General features: G+C 65.2%; 11 protein-coding genes and 1 pseudogene. 6 read left to right on the top strand and 6 right to left on the bottom strand.

The window, feature by feature from the left end:
- Window positions 1-36 precede the first annotated feature (36 nt).
- Window positions 37-846, top strand: coding sequence for a creatininase family protein (locus tag V3H18_RS10245; protein WP_332081934.1), 810 nt, complete (start codon window positions 37-39; stop codon window positions 844-846).
- A gap of 43 nt (window positions 847-889) precedes the next feature.
- On the opposite strand, the gene V3H18_RS10240 is transcribed toward V3H18_RS10245, so the two are convergent.
- Entirely contained in the window at window positions 890-2,458 is a 1,569-nt protein-coding gene (locus V3H18_RS10240; protein ID WP_332081933.1) for a glucan biosynthesis protein, read from the bottom strand.
- A gap of 660 nt (window positions 2,459-3,118) precedes the next feature.
- Here V3H18_RS10240 and V3H18_RS10235 point away from each other — a divergent pair.
- Both V3H18_RS10235 and V3H18_RS10230 read left to right on the top strand, forming a co-directional pair.
- A complete protein-coding gene (locus tag V3H18_RS10235; protein ID WP_332081932.1) occupies window positions 3,119-4,264 on the top strand; it encodes a type III PLP-dependent enzyme in 1,146 nt (381 codons plus the stop codon).
- A 222-nt stretch (window positions 4,265-4,486) separates the two neighbouring features.
- On the top strand, window positions 4,487-5,080 hold the full coding sequence (locus V3H18_RS10230) for a GNAT family N-acetyltransferase (RefSeq protein ID WP_332081931.1): 594 nt from the start codon (window positions 4,487-4,489) through the stop codon (window positions 5,078-5,080).
- A gap of 4 nt (window positions 5,081-5,084) precedes the next feature.
- Here the strand turns inward: V3H18_RS10230 and V3H18_RS10225 are convergent, their stop codons facing one another.
- From V3H18_RS10225 to V3H18_RS10215, 3 genes are all read right to left on the bottom strand, one after another.
- A complete protein-coding gene (locus V3H18_RS10225; RefSeq protein ID WP_332081930.1) occupies window positions 5,085-5,696 on the bottom strand; it encodes a phosphatase PAP2 family protein in 612 nt (203 codons plus the stop codon).
- Between the two features lie 314 nt (window positions 5,697-6,010).
- On the bottom strand, window positions 6,011-7,825 hold the full coding sequence (locus V3H18_RS10220) for an aminopeptidase P family protein (RefSeq protein ID WP_332081929.1): 1,815 nt from the start codon (window positions 7,823-7,825) through the stop codon (window positions 6,011-6,013).
- An 89-nt stretch (window positions 7,826-7,914) separates the two neighbouring features.
- Window positions 7,915-8,820, bottom strand: coding sequence for a 50S ribosomal protein L11 methyltransferase (locus tag V3H18_RS10215; protein ID WP_332081928.1), 906 nt, complete (start codon window positions 8,818-8,820; stop codon window positions 7,915-7,917).
- 95 nt (window positions 8,821-8,915) lie between these two features.
- Here V3H18_RS10215 and V3H18_RS10210 point away from each other — a divergent pair, with 95 nt between their 5' ends.
- Together V3H18_RS10210 and V3H18_RS10205 are read left to right on the top strand one after the other, a co-directional pair.
- Window positions 8,916-9,893, top strand: coding sequence for a hypothetical protein (locus V3H18_RS10210; protein WP_332081927.1), 978 nt, complete (start codon window positions 8,916-8,918; stop codon window positions 9,891-9,893).
- Window positions 9,894-9,936: 43 nt separating this feature from the next.
- Entirely contained in the window at window positions 9,937-10,548 is a 612-nt protein-coding gene (locus V3H18_RS10205; RefSeq protein WP_332081926.1) for a hypothetical protein, read from the top strand.
- Here V3H18_RS10205 and V3H18_RS10200 read toward each other — a convergent pair.
- Window positions 10,545-11,654 carry a DNA methyltransferase gene (locus tag V3H18_RS10200; RefSeq protein ID WP_332081925.1) on the bottom strand — a complete coding sequence of 370 codons (1,110 nt, stop codon included), beginning with the start codon at window positions 11,652-11,654 and terminating at the stop codon, window positions 10,545-10,547. The two genes, V3H18_RS10205 and V3H18_RS10200, sit on opposite strands and share 4 nt — an antisense overlap.
- A gap of 158 nt (window positions 11,655-11,812) precedes the next feature.
- Between V3H18_RS10200 and V3H18_RS10195 the strand changes: the two genes are divergently transcribed.
- Window positions 11,813-12,646 (top strand): hypothetical protein, encoded by an 834-nt coding sequence (locus tag V3H18_RS10195; protein WP_332081924.1) that lies wholly within the window; start codon window positions 11,813-11,815, stop codon window positions 12,644-12,646.
- Window positions 12,647-12,753: 107 nt separating this feature from the next.
- Here V3H18_RS10195 and V3H18_RS10190 read toward each other — a convergent pair.
- A pseudogene (locus tag V3H18_RS10190) lies at window positions 12,754-13,821 on the bottom strand (hypothetical protein); the annotation flags it as partial.

The following is a 13,821-nucleotide window of genomic DNA, read 5'->3' as shown; positions in this document are numbered from 1 at the left end:
TCCCCTTGAGCCGGAAGCCGCTTATGCTTAAGCGCGATGCTGCCCTCGCCCTTCTGGTCCGAACTCTCGCTGCGCGACATGCGCGCCCATGACCTGTCGCGCGTCATCGCCGTTCTGCCGGTGGCGGCGGTCGAGCAGCATGGGCCGCATCTGCCGCTCGGCGTCGACGCCATGATCATGGAAGGCTGCATCGAGCGCGTCGCGTCGCGCCTGCCAGAAGACCTCGACGCCGTCTTTCTGCCGATGCAGAGCGTGGGCGTCTCCATCGAGCATCTCGACTTTCCCGGCACATTGACGCTCACATACCAAACGGCGGCGCGCGTCATCGCCGAACTTGCCGAAAGCGCGCTGCGGGCGGGCGTCAAAAAACTCGTCCTGCTCAATTCCCATGGCGGCAATTCGGGGCTGGTGACGCAGGCGGCGCTCGATCTGCGCATTCGCTTCTCCGCGCTCGCGGTCGTCGCCTCCTGGGCGCGCTTTGGCTATCCCGACGGGCTTTTCGCACCGGCGGAGCTGCGCCACGGCATCCATGGCGGCGAGATCGAGACCTCGCTGATGCTGGCCTTCAGGCCAGAGCTCGTCGATATGGCGCGCGCCAGGAATTTCCCGCCGGCGACGCTCGACTTCGAGCGCGACTTCGCCTGGCTTCGCGCGGATCGCCCGGCGGGCTTCGGCTGGATGGCGCAGGATCTCTCGCCCGCCGGCGCGATGGGCGACGCGTCAAAAGCAAGCGCGGAGAAAGGCGAGGCGGTCGCAGATTATTGGGCGACGGCCTTCATCGAATTGCTACGCGACGTCGAGGCCTTCGATCTCGCCCGGCTCAAAAGCATAGAGCAGGAGCGCTAACGTCGCGGCTTCCGGCTCCAACGCGTTAAGAAGATTGAGCCGCTCAGGCCCTGCCCGGCGACGTCCAGGGATAGGTCCAGGTCTCGGTCAGCGTGCGGCCGCTGGCGCGCAGAAATAGCCGAATATCGGCCGTCTCTCCCGGCTTCACTGAAATGTCGAACTGGGCGCGCAGCCCGTCGATATGGGCGTTCGCCATGACGCCCGCGCGTACGATGCGTCCCGCCGTCGTCGTCGCGACGGCTTCGACCTGGGCGGGATCGGCGACGTAATAGCCAAGATCGCCGCCGGCGAAATCGACGAGGAAACGATGCGCGCCCGGATCGACCGGCTCCGCCGAGCCGAGCGCGCGCGCCGGCGCCTCGAATGTATTGACGACGCGTCCATTCGGGGCGAGGCGCGGCATCTCCAGCCCGGCGGTGATGGTATAGGCGTAAGTATAAGCCTCGCCTGGCTCGGGCGCTTTCGCCGCCACCCAGCTCGCGACGATATTGTCGTTGGTTTCGTCGCGCGTCGGCAGTTCGATCAGTTCGACGCGCCCTTCGCCCCAATCGCCTGTCGGCTCGATGAAATAGCTCGGACGGTTCTCATAGGCGAGATCGAGGTCCTGATAGGATTCGAAAGTGCGGTCGCGTTGCAGCAGGCCGAAGCCGCGGTTGTTGGGATCGAGGAAAGACGTGATCCGTGGGCGCTCGGGGTTGCTGAGCGGACGCCACAGCCATTCTCCCGTCCCCATATGGATCGAGAGCCCGTCCGAATCATGCAGCTCGGTGCGAAAGCCGTCCTGTACGGTCCGGTCGTTTTCGCCGGTCAGATACATTGAGGTGAGCGGCGCAAGTCCGAATTTGACGTCGGCGCGGCGCGGGAACAACACCGCCTGCACGTCGAGCGCGCTTTCCAGCCCGACGGTCAGAACGAAGCGATAGGCGCCCGTCGCCGCCTCGCCGTCGAGAAGCGCGTAGATCGTCGCCTGATTGCTTCCCTTCTCCGGCGTCTCGACCCAAAATTCGCGAAAGAAGGGGAAGGTCTCGGCGTTCGTGCCGGCTTCGACGCAGAGCGCGCGCGCCGAGAGTCCGTATTTCTGGTCGCGTCCGAGAAAGCGGAAATAGCTCGCCCCGAGAAAGGAGATCGCCTCGTCGTGCACATGCGGCTCATTGACGGGGAAATGCAGGCGGAAGCCAGCGAAGCCGGTGTTGACGGGCGGCGCCTTCTCCACCTTAAGGCGGCCATAGTCGAAAAGCGCCGGCGAATAGGGAATAGGCGTCGCGATGCCGTCGCGAATCATATTCACCGTGACGGCGCGCCGGTGGAGGAAGCCGAGATGAAACGTCTCCAGCCGAAAGCCGCCGTCGGCCCCCGCGAAAATATCGCGGTCGCGGCGGAAGCGGATGTCTCGCCAGGAGTCGTAGTCGAGAGCGTTGAACGGGTCCGGAAGACGCGAGGGCGCGTCCTCAAAGGACGCAAGCGCCAATCCGCGCGCCCGCTGCACCACGTCGTCGAAGCCGAATCGCGGCGCAAGGTTCGGCGTCCCCGCCTGGCTCAAGCGGGGTAGGGCGAATTGCGCGCTGACCGCCGAAAGCGCGCCGACAAATTGCCGCCGTGTGAATCCTGTCATCCCCAAATCCGTCAATGTCCGCCGCCCGATGCGCGCGCCGCCAGCGCGCCCGCTCCTTATAAACTGCTCTAACTCTATCGTTTCAGTCGCGCAAGAAGTAGGCGCCGACGCGACGGAAAGCGGCGGCCTGATTAAAAAGGTTCCGTGCTGCGCAAAAACCTCTTGTATCGGCGTGAAAAGCGCGTATCTAGAGTTTGCCCAAATCGCACGTGCCTGTGGTCGTGTGTCGGTGGGCGGGGATCCGGACAAGAGGCCGGTTAACCGCCAAACATAAACCGGCAGCCGGAGGCGAACCGGCGAACTCCGTCTCTGCGGAGGATCGCGACTTAAAGCAACGACGGACCGGGCTTTTTCGTCTCTGTCGACCCCTCCAAAGGTCGGCGTACCGAAGAGGCTTGTCTTTCTTGCCGGGCGTGCGGAACGGGGTTCCCCCATTCCAATCGATGGCTGTCCAACGGGAAGCGTGCGCGCTTTTGCGCGCCTGTTTGTCCATCGGCCAGTCAACGGCGCATCAACCGGCCGCCTGAGCGCTCGCGCTCGCGCGGCCATGGACCGCCAAGGCCAACGTTCGTCGCGTCTCCATCGCGCGCGGGCGAACGGAGCGGCGCGTCCGTTGACGCTTACGATCTGGGCGCGGTTCGCCGCGCAAGGGGGCCACCAATGACCGACCGCATTCTCGAATTCCTCGCCGACCGACGCCGCGCTGGCCGCGACAACGGCCCCTGCCTCGTCGTCGATCTCGACGTCGTGCGCGACAATTATCTCGGCTTCGCCAAGGCGCTGCCGGACACGCGCGTGTTCTACGCTGTGAAGGCGAATCCCGCGCCGGAAGTCCTGTCGCTGCTCGCCTCGCTCGGCTCCTGCTTCGACACGGCCTCGGTCGTCGAAATCCAGCAGGCGCTCGCCGCGGGCGCGACGGCCGACCGCATCAGCTTCGGCAATACGATCAAGAAGGAGCGCGACATCGTCCGCGCCTATGAGCTCGGCGTGCGGCTCTTCGCCGTCGATTGCGTCGCCGAGGTCGAGAAGATCGCGCGCGCCGCGCCGGGCTCCAAGGTGTTTTGCCGCATCCTGTGCGACGGGACGGGCGCCGAATGGCCGCTGTCGCGCAAATTCGGCTGCGCGCCGGAGATGGCGACGGGCGTGCTGGAGCATGCGCATGCGCTGGGCCTCAACGCCTATGGCGTGTCCTTCCATGTCGGCTCGCAGCAGACCAATCCGCGCATGTGGGACGGCGCGCTGGAGTCGGCGGCGGAGATTTTCCGCGACCTCTCGGAGCGGGGAATCAACCTCCAGATGATCAATCTCGGCGGCGGCTTTCCGACGAAATACCTAAAGAACGTGCCGGCGGTGAAGCAATACGGCAATGCGATCTTCCGCGCGCTCTCGAAGCATTTCGGCAACCGCATTCCCGAGACGATCATCGAGCCGGGCCGCGGCATGGTGGGCAACGCCGGGTTGATCGAGGCGGAGGTCGTGTTGATCTCGAAGAAGTCGGCGGACGAGAACGAGATTCGCTGGGTCTATCTCGACATCGGCAAATTCAACGGCCTCGCCGAGACGACGGATGAGATGATCCGCTATCCCATCCGCACGCCGGCCGACGGCGCGCAGACGAGCCCTTGCGTGATCGCGGGGCCGAGCTGCGACAGCGTCGACGTGCTCTATGAGAAGCAGCCGTATGATCTGCCGGTCTCGCTCGAAATCGGCGCGAAGGTGCTCATCGAGGGAACGGGAGCCTATACGACGACCTATTCGGCCGTCGGATTCAACGGTTTCCCGCCGCTCGAGACTCATGTGATCTGAGTCGGCTCAGTCGTTTCCCTCGTCCTTCGAGACGGCCTCTTCGAGGCCTCCTCAGGATGAGGGAAACGTTACGGCGGCGCCCCTGCCGCCCTCACCCTGAGGAGCGAGCGAAGCTCGCGTCTCGAAGGGCGAGGGCGGAGAATCATCCCAGTTCAGTCCCGTTCGGCGGGCGCGTATGCGCCAGGCGCGAGGGTCGCTTGTCCTTCTCAAAGGGAGGAAAAGATGGCCTTTGACCATGTTTGCCACTTGCCCGCTTTGGCGCCGCGCGCGCCCGGCGCGTTGCTCTCCCGCGCGCCTTTCGTCCTGCGCGACGAAGCGCAGGGCGATATCGACGCGCGCGAAGCCTTGCTCGACGCAGCCTTCGGTCCCGCGCGTTTCTTGAAGACCTGTCAGCGGCTGCGCGACGGCCGCGCGCCGGCGCCGGGTCTTGCGCTTATCGCGACGGACGACGAGGGCGCGCTGATCGGCACGCTGCGGCTGTGGCCGATTCTGGCGGGCGGACGCGACGCGCTGCTGCTCGGCCCGCTCGCCGTCGCCGCGTCTTCGCGCTCGCTTGGGATCGGCCGAGCGCTGATCGAAGAATCGCTCGAGCGCGCCGAATCGCTCGGCCATCGCGCCGTGCTGCTCGTCGGCGACGCGCCCTATTACGCGCGCTTTGGATTTGAGCGGCGTTTCACCGTGCGGCTGACGATGCCGGGTCCGGTCGAGCGCGCGCGCTTTCTGGGTCTCGAACTCGTCCCCGGCGCGCTCGAAGGCGCGCGCGGACGCGTCGCCCCGTTCCTCGCGCCTGCCGTCGACCTGCCGCAGGCGGCGTAGAGGCTCACCAATAGGCGAGCACGCCGCTTGCGAGCGGATAGGAGAGGGCGCCGCCCAGCGCGACGCCGGCAAGGACGTCGCTAGGATAATGATGCGCCGTCGCGATGCGCGACCAGGCCATCGACAGGATGAGCAGCGCCGCCGAAAGCGTCGTCGCCGGCCAGGCGATGACGATCGGCGCGAGCACGCCCGTCAGCGTCATGGCGTGGCCGCTCGGAAAGGAATGGTCGTCGAGCGTCTTGAGGAGCGAGGGCAGCCGCGCGTCCACATGGAACGGGCGCTTGCGGCAGAAGCGACGCTTGATGATCGGGTAGAGGACATGCAGCAGCGCGGCGTTGACGCCGGCGAGCGCCGCGACATGCAGCCCCTGCCAGCCGAGGCCGACAAGGACGATCGGCAGAAGGATCAGATAGATCCAGCCATTGCCGAGCTTGCTGATCGCGATCGCCGAGAAGCGCCCGATCGTTGATTGCGCGCTGCGCGAGAAGAGATGCACGGCGGCGAGGTCCGCCTCGTAAAGGCGCTCGCCCCATGTGGCGGCGAGGGCGCCGTCTGCTTGCGGCTCGGATGACGCATCGCGCGTCAGCTTCGCCAGCCGGTCCGATGTAAACGCCATGACGCAAGGCTACGCGCGCGACGCTTCGTTTTCGCGACGCGGAGGCTGCGTTTCGATGACGGTCCGATAGAGGTTGCGTGACGCTTATGTGATGTTTGCGTGACGGCGGAGTCGTCCGACGGAATCTGGTTGACCGGTTCGCACGACGCGCCATTCCCGGCAGGCTAAAGGCCTGCCCGGGAATCCAGAGCCGATTCAACAATGCTTGCTTTGCTCTGGATTCCCGATCGCTTCGCTAAGCGAAGCGTCGGGAATGACATCCGAGCGGTTAATCGGAAGCGGCCGCTTCCCGCGCGGTTGCCAATGACGGCGCGTCAGATCGCCCGCGTCGCCTCTCTCAACCATTTGCGCGTCTTGGCGTCGACAAGCGGCGAAAGCGTCTTGCGCACCAGCGCATGATAGGCGTTGAGCCAGTCGATCTCTTCGCGCGCCAGCAATCCCGCCTCGACGCAATTCAAATCGAATGGCGCGAGGGTGAGCGGCTCGAAGCCATACATCTCGCGCTCGGCGCCCGCGATCTCGCGTTTCTCGACGATGACGAGATTCTCGAGCCTGATCCCATATTCGCCGGCGCGGTAATAGCCGGGCTCGTTCGAGAGGATCATGCCCGGCCGCAGCGGCGTCGTTCCGAGCCTGGAGATGCGCTGCGGCCCTTCATGCACGGAGAGATAGGCGCCGACGCCATGGCCGGTTCCGTGATCGAAATCGAGTCCCGCCTCCCACAGCGCGCGGCGCGCGAAAGAGTCGAGCTGCGCGCCGGAGACGCCCTTCGGGAACACCGCGCGGGCGATGGCGATATGGCCTTTCAGCACGCGGGTGAAATGATCGCGCAATTGTTTCGAGGCGCGGCCGACGACCACCGTGCGCGTCACATCGGTCGTGCCGTCGAGATATTGCGCGCCGCTGTCGACGAGATAGACGCCGCGTCCGATCTTGAGATTGTTTTTCTCCGTCACGCGATAATGCGGAATCGCCGCATGTTCGCCGAAGGCGGAAATCGTTGGGAAGGAAATGTCGCGCAGATCGCCATTCTCGCGCCGGAAGGTCTCGAGCGCCTCGGCCGCCGAGATTTCCGTCAGCCCGCCCTTCGGCGCGGTCTCGGTGAACCAGGCGAGAAAGCGCGTCAGCGCCGCGCCGTCGCGAATATGCGCCGCGCGCGCGCCATCGAGCTCCGCCGTATTCTTAATCGCCTTGGGCAGCGACGCCAGATCGTCTTCGAGGCGCGGCTTGCCGCCCGCCGCGCGCAAGGTCTCGACGAGCTTTTGCGGCGCGGTCGCGGAATCAAACAGCATCGTCGCGCCGCGCCTGCCGGCCTCAGCGAGATCGCCGATGAGCGCATCCGGCGCTTTCAGCGTGAGGAATTTTTCGAGCGCGGCGCGGACCGGCGCCGCCAGCTTCGCGTCGTCGATATAAAGGATCGGCGCGCCTTCCTTCGGCAGAAGCGCGAAGCAGAGCGCGATCGGCGTATGCGCCACATCCGCGCCGCGAATGTTGAAGGCCCAGCAGATGGCGTGCGGATCGGACAATAAGGCCGCGTCCACGTCTTTCAGGGCCGCGCGCAGCTTTTTGATCTTCGCGCTCGCGCGCTCGCCGGCGTAACGGGGCGGGTGGCCGACGACGGCGCCTTGCGGCTCCTGCGGGCGATCGGCCCAGAGCGCATCGATGGGATTGATGTCGAGCGGAACGAGTTCGATCTTCTTTTCCGCGAGCGCCTTGGTAAAGCGCTCGATCTGCGCGCTGGTATGCACCCAGGGATCGTAGCCGATGCGCGCGCCTTCATGCGCGTGCTGGACGAGCCATTTCGACGGCGCGATCTCGGCGATGTCGAGCGGCGCGAAGAGCTTGGCGTCGATCTCGCCGCGCACCTGAATCACATAGCGGCCGTCGACGAAGATCGCCGCCTGCTTCTCCAGCACGGCGGCGAAGCCGGCGGAGCCGGTGAAGCCCGTGAGCCAGGCGAGCCGCTCGGCGCATTTGGGCACATATTCGTTCTGATGCGCGTCGGCGCGGGGAACGAGAAAGCCGTCGAGGCCCTGCCGCTTGAGCTCGGCGCGCAGGGCTTTGAGCCGCGCCGCGCTGTCGCCGCTGGAGGCGTCGTCGGCGAAGGTCTGGAATTTCGCTTCGAACATAAGGAGAAGCTAATAGCGGCGAGAGCGTTGAGCAACCGCAATACAAGCGCCGTCGGCGCCTCGTAATGAGGCAGGCGCCGTCGCCCGCCTTACCATCCGCCGCCGCCGCGTCGAAAAAGCAGCGTCGCCCAGCCGTCGATGTCGCGCCGCTCGGCCAAGAAAAAGCCTTGCGCGCGATAGGCGGAGAGCACGCCCGGAACGTCGCGCGCAAGGAGGCCCGACAGCACGAGCTCGGCGCCCGGCGCCGCCGCGCGGGCGAGGCTCGGCGCGAGCAGCCGCAAGGGCTTCGCCAGAATATTGGCGAAGATCAGATCATATTCGCCTTGCAGCGCCGCATGGCGCAGCCCCGTGGCGACGACCGGCCGCACGAAGGCGCCGGCGCCATTGGCGCGGGCGTTGGCGCTGGCCGTCTCGACCGCGACAGGATCGACGTCGCCGCTGGCGACGCGCTGATGGAAGAGGAGGGCGCTGGCGATGGCGAGCACGCCCGTGCCCGTCCCGACATCGAGAATGCGGGCTGGGCGCCGGCGGCGGGCGATGCGGGCGAGCGCCAAGAGACAGCCGAGCGTCGTGCCGTGATGGCCGGTGCCGAAGGCGAGCGCCGCCTCGATCTCGACGCCGATGTCGTTCGGGCGTCGTCGAGCCCGGTCATGCGCGCCATGCACCAGCACGCGGCCGGCGCGCACCGGCGCGAGGCCGGCGAGCGCATTCTCCACCCAGTCCTTTTCTGCGATGGTGGAAAAACTCGCCGCCTGCGCGGTCTCTTCGTCCGTCGCCGCCGCGATCAGGTCGCGAATTTCCGGCTCGTCCGGCGCCTCGGCGAAATAGACCTCCACCGTCCATTGCGGGCCGCCGTCTTCCTCGAATGCGGCGGCGGCGGTCTCGGTCGGATCGAATGTTTCGACGATGATGTCGGCGACGGCGCGGGCGCGCCGCTCGTCGCAGGAGAGGCGCAGCACATGGCTGGCGCCGTTTGGAGGTAGGCCTTCGAGCATGGCGGCGCTTAACATGGGAGAGGCGGGCGCGTCATCTTTCGCGCGCTTTTCCCGCCCTGTATGGTCAAGGAGCGGCTTCGGGAGCAAGAGGGCGGATGACGGAAAAACTGACGATCTGCCTCATCGGGCCGAAGAAGGGCGGCAAGTCGTCGCTGCTCGCCTCGCTTGTCGATTGCGTCGCGCAAAGCGCCTTCGGCTATTCGCCGCGCCTGCGGCCGGCCCTGCAGCCGATCCTGGAGACCGAATTTTACGCCGAGAATACCGAGCCGCGCAAAGCCGATCTCCTCAATGTCGAGCAGGGCGATTATGAGCGGCTGCGGCGTGAATTCGCCGAAGGCGGCGTCGCCACCGACACGCTCGACACCTATGAATATCGCTTCCGCCTCACGGTGAACGGCGAGGCGCCTCCAGCGGCGCTGCTGCGCGGCCCCTGGCTTTTGGAGATCGTCGATTCCGCCGGCGAGATCGCCGTTCCGCCGGACGGCGCCGAGGTCGCCATTTTGAACGACGTCAAGGCGAAGCTCGCGGGGCAGATGCTCGATTCGGACGCCATCGTCATCGTGCTGCCGCTGGTGAGGCTGGAGGATTCGGGCTGGTCCGGCACGCTCGCGCGGCTCATCGACAGGCTGACGCTCGCGCAGGGAAAAAAGCTGAAACGGCTTATCGTGGTCTTTTCGCAATATGAACGGCTGTTCGCGCGGCTCGGCCCCAGCGCCTTCACCTACGCCTGCGATCCCGCGGTGGCGCTGCATACGCTGCGCAAATCGCTGCGCGCCGCGCAATGGCTCGACCGGCTGCGTGCGCTCGAGGCGCCGAGGGACGGCGTTTCGGTGCGCTTCACCGTTTGCTCAGCCTATGGCTTCGCCAAGCGGTTCCAAAATCCCAATATCGATCCGCATCAGCCGGGCGAACGCCGCTTTCGCCGCGCCGGCCTCGAAGGCGCGCGCGCCTATGGCGAATATTGGCGCCCCTTCCTCACCGCCGAGCCGATCATCTACGCCGCGCTTGGCCTCGACAGCGCCTTCACCTTCTCCTACGCGCAGCTCGACGCGCGTGGGGAGGAGGCCGCCTGAAAAGATATAAAAAAAGCTATATTCATATTGGCCGGAGCAAGATGTGACTCTCAAGAAAGCCCTGATCGACCGGGCGTCCTTTAATCCGCATGCCATTTATCCGTTTTCCCTTCGCCAGTCGGATTTCGAACATGCGATGGAGGATCTGTACGACTTTTTCTACGACGTGAATCAACTGTTGCTGGATAAGGGGCTGAAACGTCTGGATGACATGCTGCGCCCACAGGCATTGTCGGGAATTATTTCGGATATGATGACGGCGTCGCTCGCGCGTTTTTCGCGATCCCTCGTCGAGAATGCGCACCATAATGGGCATCCGGATTTGGTGCTGCGAGGAAAATATCCTGGCGACGCCGTCGCCTCTGGCCAGGAAGGCGTGGAGATCAAAAGCACCACGAAGCGCGGCGGCGCCGTCGATACGCATGGGGCGCGCAATCAGTGGATGTGCGTGTTTGTCTACGAGGTTGACGTAACAACGGAGCCTGCCTCCGCTCGGGCGCCCATGCAATTCGTCGAGGTCTATCTGGCGAAGGTCGAAGAGGCTGATTTTCGGCGCAATAAGCGCGGTGATCTCGGCACGGACACGGCCACTTTGCATCGCGACGGCCTCAAGAAACTGAGAGCCGGCGTGATCTACAAGATAAGTAAGTCCTAAGTCTCCTGTTCGACTTTGAGCGCGGCAAGACGCGGCATGCTCGCGAGCGCCAAGTCATAATAGTCGCGATCTATTTCCACCCCGACGGAAGCATAGCCGACGGCGTTTGCAGCGGCGAGCGTCGCGCCGGCGCCTGCGAATGGATCGCATACGATCCCGGTCTCAAGCGGGAGAGAGGCGCGCACGATCGAACGCATAAAGGCCTGCGGCTTGAGGCTCGGATGCGGCGCGATTTTTTTCTCTTTCGTGGGTGTGGGATGTGAACGGATAACGTCGCCGAATGGCTTGTCCTTGGAGAGGCGCCGGAAGCCGCCAACGCCATATCGGCGCAAATTGTCTTGCACACGGCCTTCCAGAGGCGCTCGCAGGACCACCCAAGGCTCCCACTGCGATCTGGGCATGACGCTCACATCCTCAAATTCCTCATGGGCGTTCTTGGGGCGGTCGCCGCCGCGCATCGTCATCACCTGCCGAGCGATATAGCCCCGCAGTTCCAGCCCCGTCTCGCTCATGGCGCTTGCGACGATATGCGAAAGCAAGGGATTCGACGCCACAATGACATTCGCTCCCGGAACGCATGCGCGAACGAGGAGCGTTCCGAGACGCCGAAAGAACGAAGCAAGCGCCTTGTGATCGTCGTTCGAGAGAACGGTGAATCTTGGAAGCGGCGCTCGTTTGTGTCCGTCGAAGGAAGGCGGGATTCGCCAGACGCCGCCTTTTCCTTCTCGAAGCTTCGCCTTCTCCTTGGCGCTATATTCCACAATTCCGTACGGCGGATCGGTTACGACGGCGTGAATTGATTTTGGCGGTCGCGCGGCGAGCCAGTTGAATGCGTCGGCGTGAAAGAGTTTTGCGCGACCGATTTGCGCATTAGCATCTATCTTCGCGCAATCGATGGCGGCTATGCCGCGCAGCCGGTAGCGGCCGCGACTTGTCCGTTCAAAAAGCGACGGCGTATTGAGATTGAGGTAGGACCGCACGGAGGATTGCGGGACAGCGCCGAGGCGCTTAGTCACCGCTGCGAGAATTTCGTCCATGGGAACATCTTGGCCCATATCGCGCAGGCAGTCGATGACGGCGTCTCTGATCGCTCCGCGTTCATACATTTTCGCCGCCCCCGTTGATGGCGGCGATCTTATATAAAGACGTCTAGACGTCAACGGCCTTCCTTTGCCGCTGAACGAATCTTCCTATGCGTCAATCCTTGCTTAAGCCGCGGCGCGTAAGGTCGAGGCGCGCGAAACTCGCGCGGCAAGGATCGACGATGCGGAGCACGGCGCCCCAAGGCGACGACACGGCCGAAATCTTTCTCGATCGGCTTCATTACGGAAAGCTCGCTTCGGGCGCGACGCTGCGCATTCCCGCGGCCGAGGGCTATGGCGTGACCCGCCGCAGCCGCAATTTGCGCGCCGAGGACGACCGGCTTCTTTCGCCGCCGCGGCTCACGGGCTTGCGCCGGCTTGAGGCGGAGCGGATTGATCCCGCCGCGCGCCGCCTCGGCGGCCTTCTCGCGCGCGTCGCGCCGGAACAGGAGTCGCGTCGCGCGGTCTTTCTGCGGGCGCGTTTTCGTCCGGAGGACGGCGAGGGTGGGCAGGGGCGCCTCTATCAGCAGAGCGCCATATGGATCGTCAGTTCGGCGGAGTGGCGGCGCCATCCGGCGGCGCTCCTCGCCATGGCGGGCGCCGACCTCGAGGCGCGTCCCGATCTCGTGACGCAGGACCAAGCCTCGCGCTTTGGCGATGGGCCGCTGTCCTATCTCGTGCGCCGCGTCGATCCGCGCGACGCCTGGAGCGCGCAGGAGGAGGCGCTGGAAAAGGCCCGCTGGGCGGCGCCGACGCTCGAATTCCTCGCGCGGGGCGCGGAACGGGGCGAGGACGCGACCTTCACCTTCGGCGCCGACGATTTCGCGAGCGAGGCCGATTTTCTCGCCGCCATGGGCCTCGCCCTACAATTCTTGCCGATGAGCTATCCGAGGTGGCGCGAGATCAGCGTCGTCTCCGGACTGCGCTGCGCGCCGCAGGGCCTGTGCCTACGCTACCTTCCCTCCTTGCGCGCGGCGGCCTCCGCCGACGCGAGGTCCGCGTCCGTCGCCGCGTGAACCCGCCTAGAGCGCATTCGTGAATCATCGATTCACGAATGCGCTCTAGTTTTTTGAACTGACGCATTTTCTACGCCGAACCGGCATCCACTTCGACGGAAAATGCTCTAACCCGACTGTCTTGCGTCGATCGGCCCGGCGTCCGGGATGAGATAGCGTTCGAGCGCGGGGGAGCGCCGGCGCGGCAGGCTTGCGGCGTGGGGATCGGCGTAATAGGCGCGCGGACCGCTATGCGCCAGATCGCCTTCCCCCGCGAGCCGAAAGGCGCGGGCGGCGCGCGGCCGCAAAGCCGCCTGGAGCCGCGCTTCGATCTGCGTCACCGTGACATTGTCGACGAGATAAGCGTTTTTGCGATCGACATGGGCGATCTCGTCGCGCACCAGCCGGTTGAGGATCGCGACGATATTGTCGCGCACATTGGGCGGCAGGACGGCGATCATTTCGCAATCGGGATCGATTTCGCTCATATCGCCATGCACCGGCCGCGCGATGCGCAGGATCGCCTTCATCGCCCTTATATCGACGGCTTCGTCCTCATCGTCCGAAAGATCGATCGGGGCGGAGAATTGGCGCCGTTCGCGCGCGTCATAGCCGCGCCGGAAGATCTCCGAGAGAAATTTCATGATGAAGAGAAAAAGATCCTGCGCCATGGCGACGCCGATCGCCATGGTCGAATCCGGCGTGAAGCTCCAGAAGGCCTCGCGCGCGAGTTCGAATTTATTGCGCTCGGAGCTGTGGGCGCGCAGATAGGCGTCGCTCTTTTTTAGGAGTTCGCGCACTTCTTCTTCGGAGAGCCCCGCCGCCTTGCCGGCGACGACGCAGGCGTCGACGAGCGTCTTCGCCTCGTTGAAGCCGTTGGCGGCGGCGGTTCTGTCGGAGGGCGGCGCGGCTCTTATCTTGGCGACGACCGCCGAGAGTTCGTCGCGCAGCGCGCCTTCGAGCGCGCATTTCTGATCGAAAGCCGCGCGCGCCGCGATGGTTTCGTCGCGCGCCGCGAGAAGGTCGCGCGCCTCGCCCTGCGGCTCGCAGGAGAAGTCGGCGGGAACGCCCCCCGGCAGGGCGTTCGACCGCCGCGCGGCGGCAAGGATCGGCTCGCAGAGCGGCTTCGCCTCGCGCACCGCGCGCCAGGTCGGATCCGTGCGCAAACAGTCGCGCAGCGCCGCGAGATCGCGCAA

It is taken from the genome of Methylocystis borbori (assembly GCF_036576025.1).
Classification (GTDB): Bacteria; Pseudomonadota; Alphaproteobacteria; order Rhizobiales; family Beijerinckiaceae; genus Methylocystis; species Methylocystis borbori.
The sequence above is the reverse complement of the archived record's forward strand: the minus strand, read 5'-3'. Positions and strand labels throughout refer to the sequence as shown.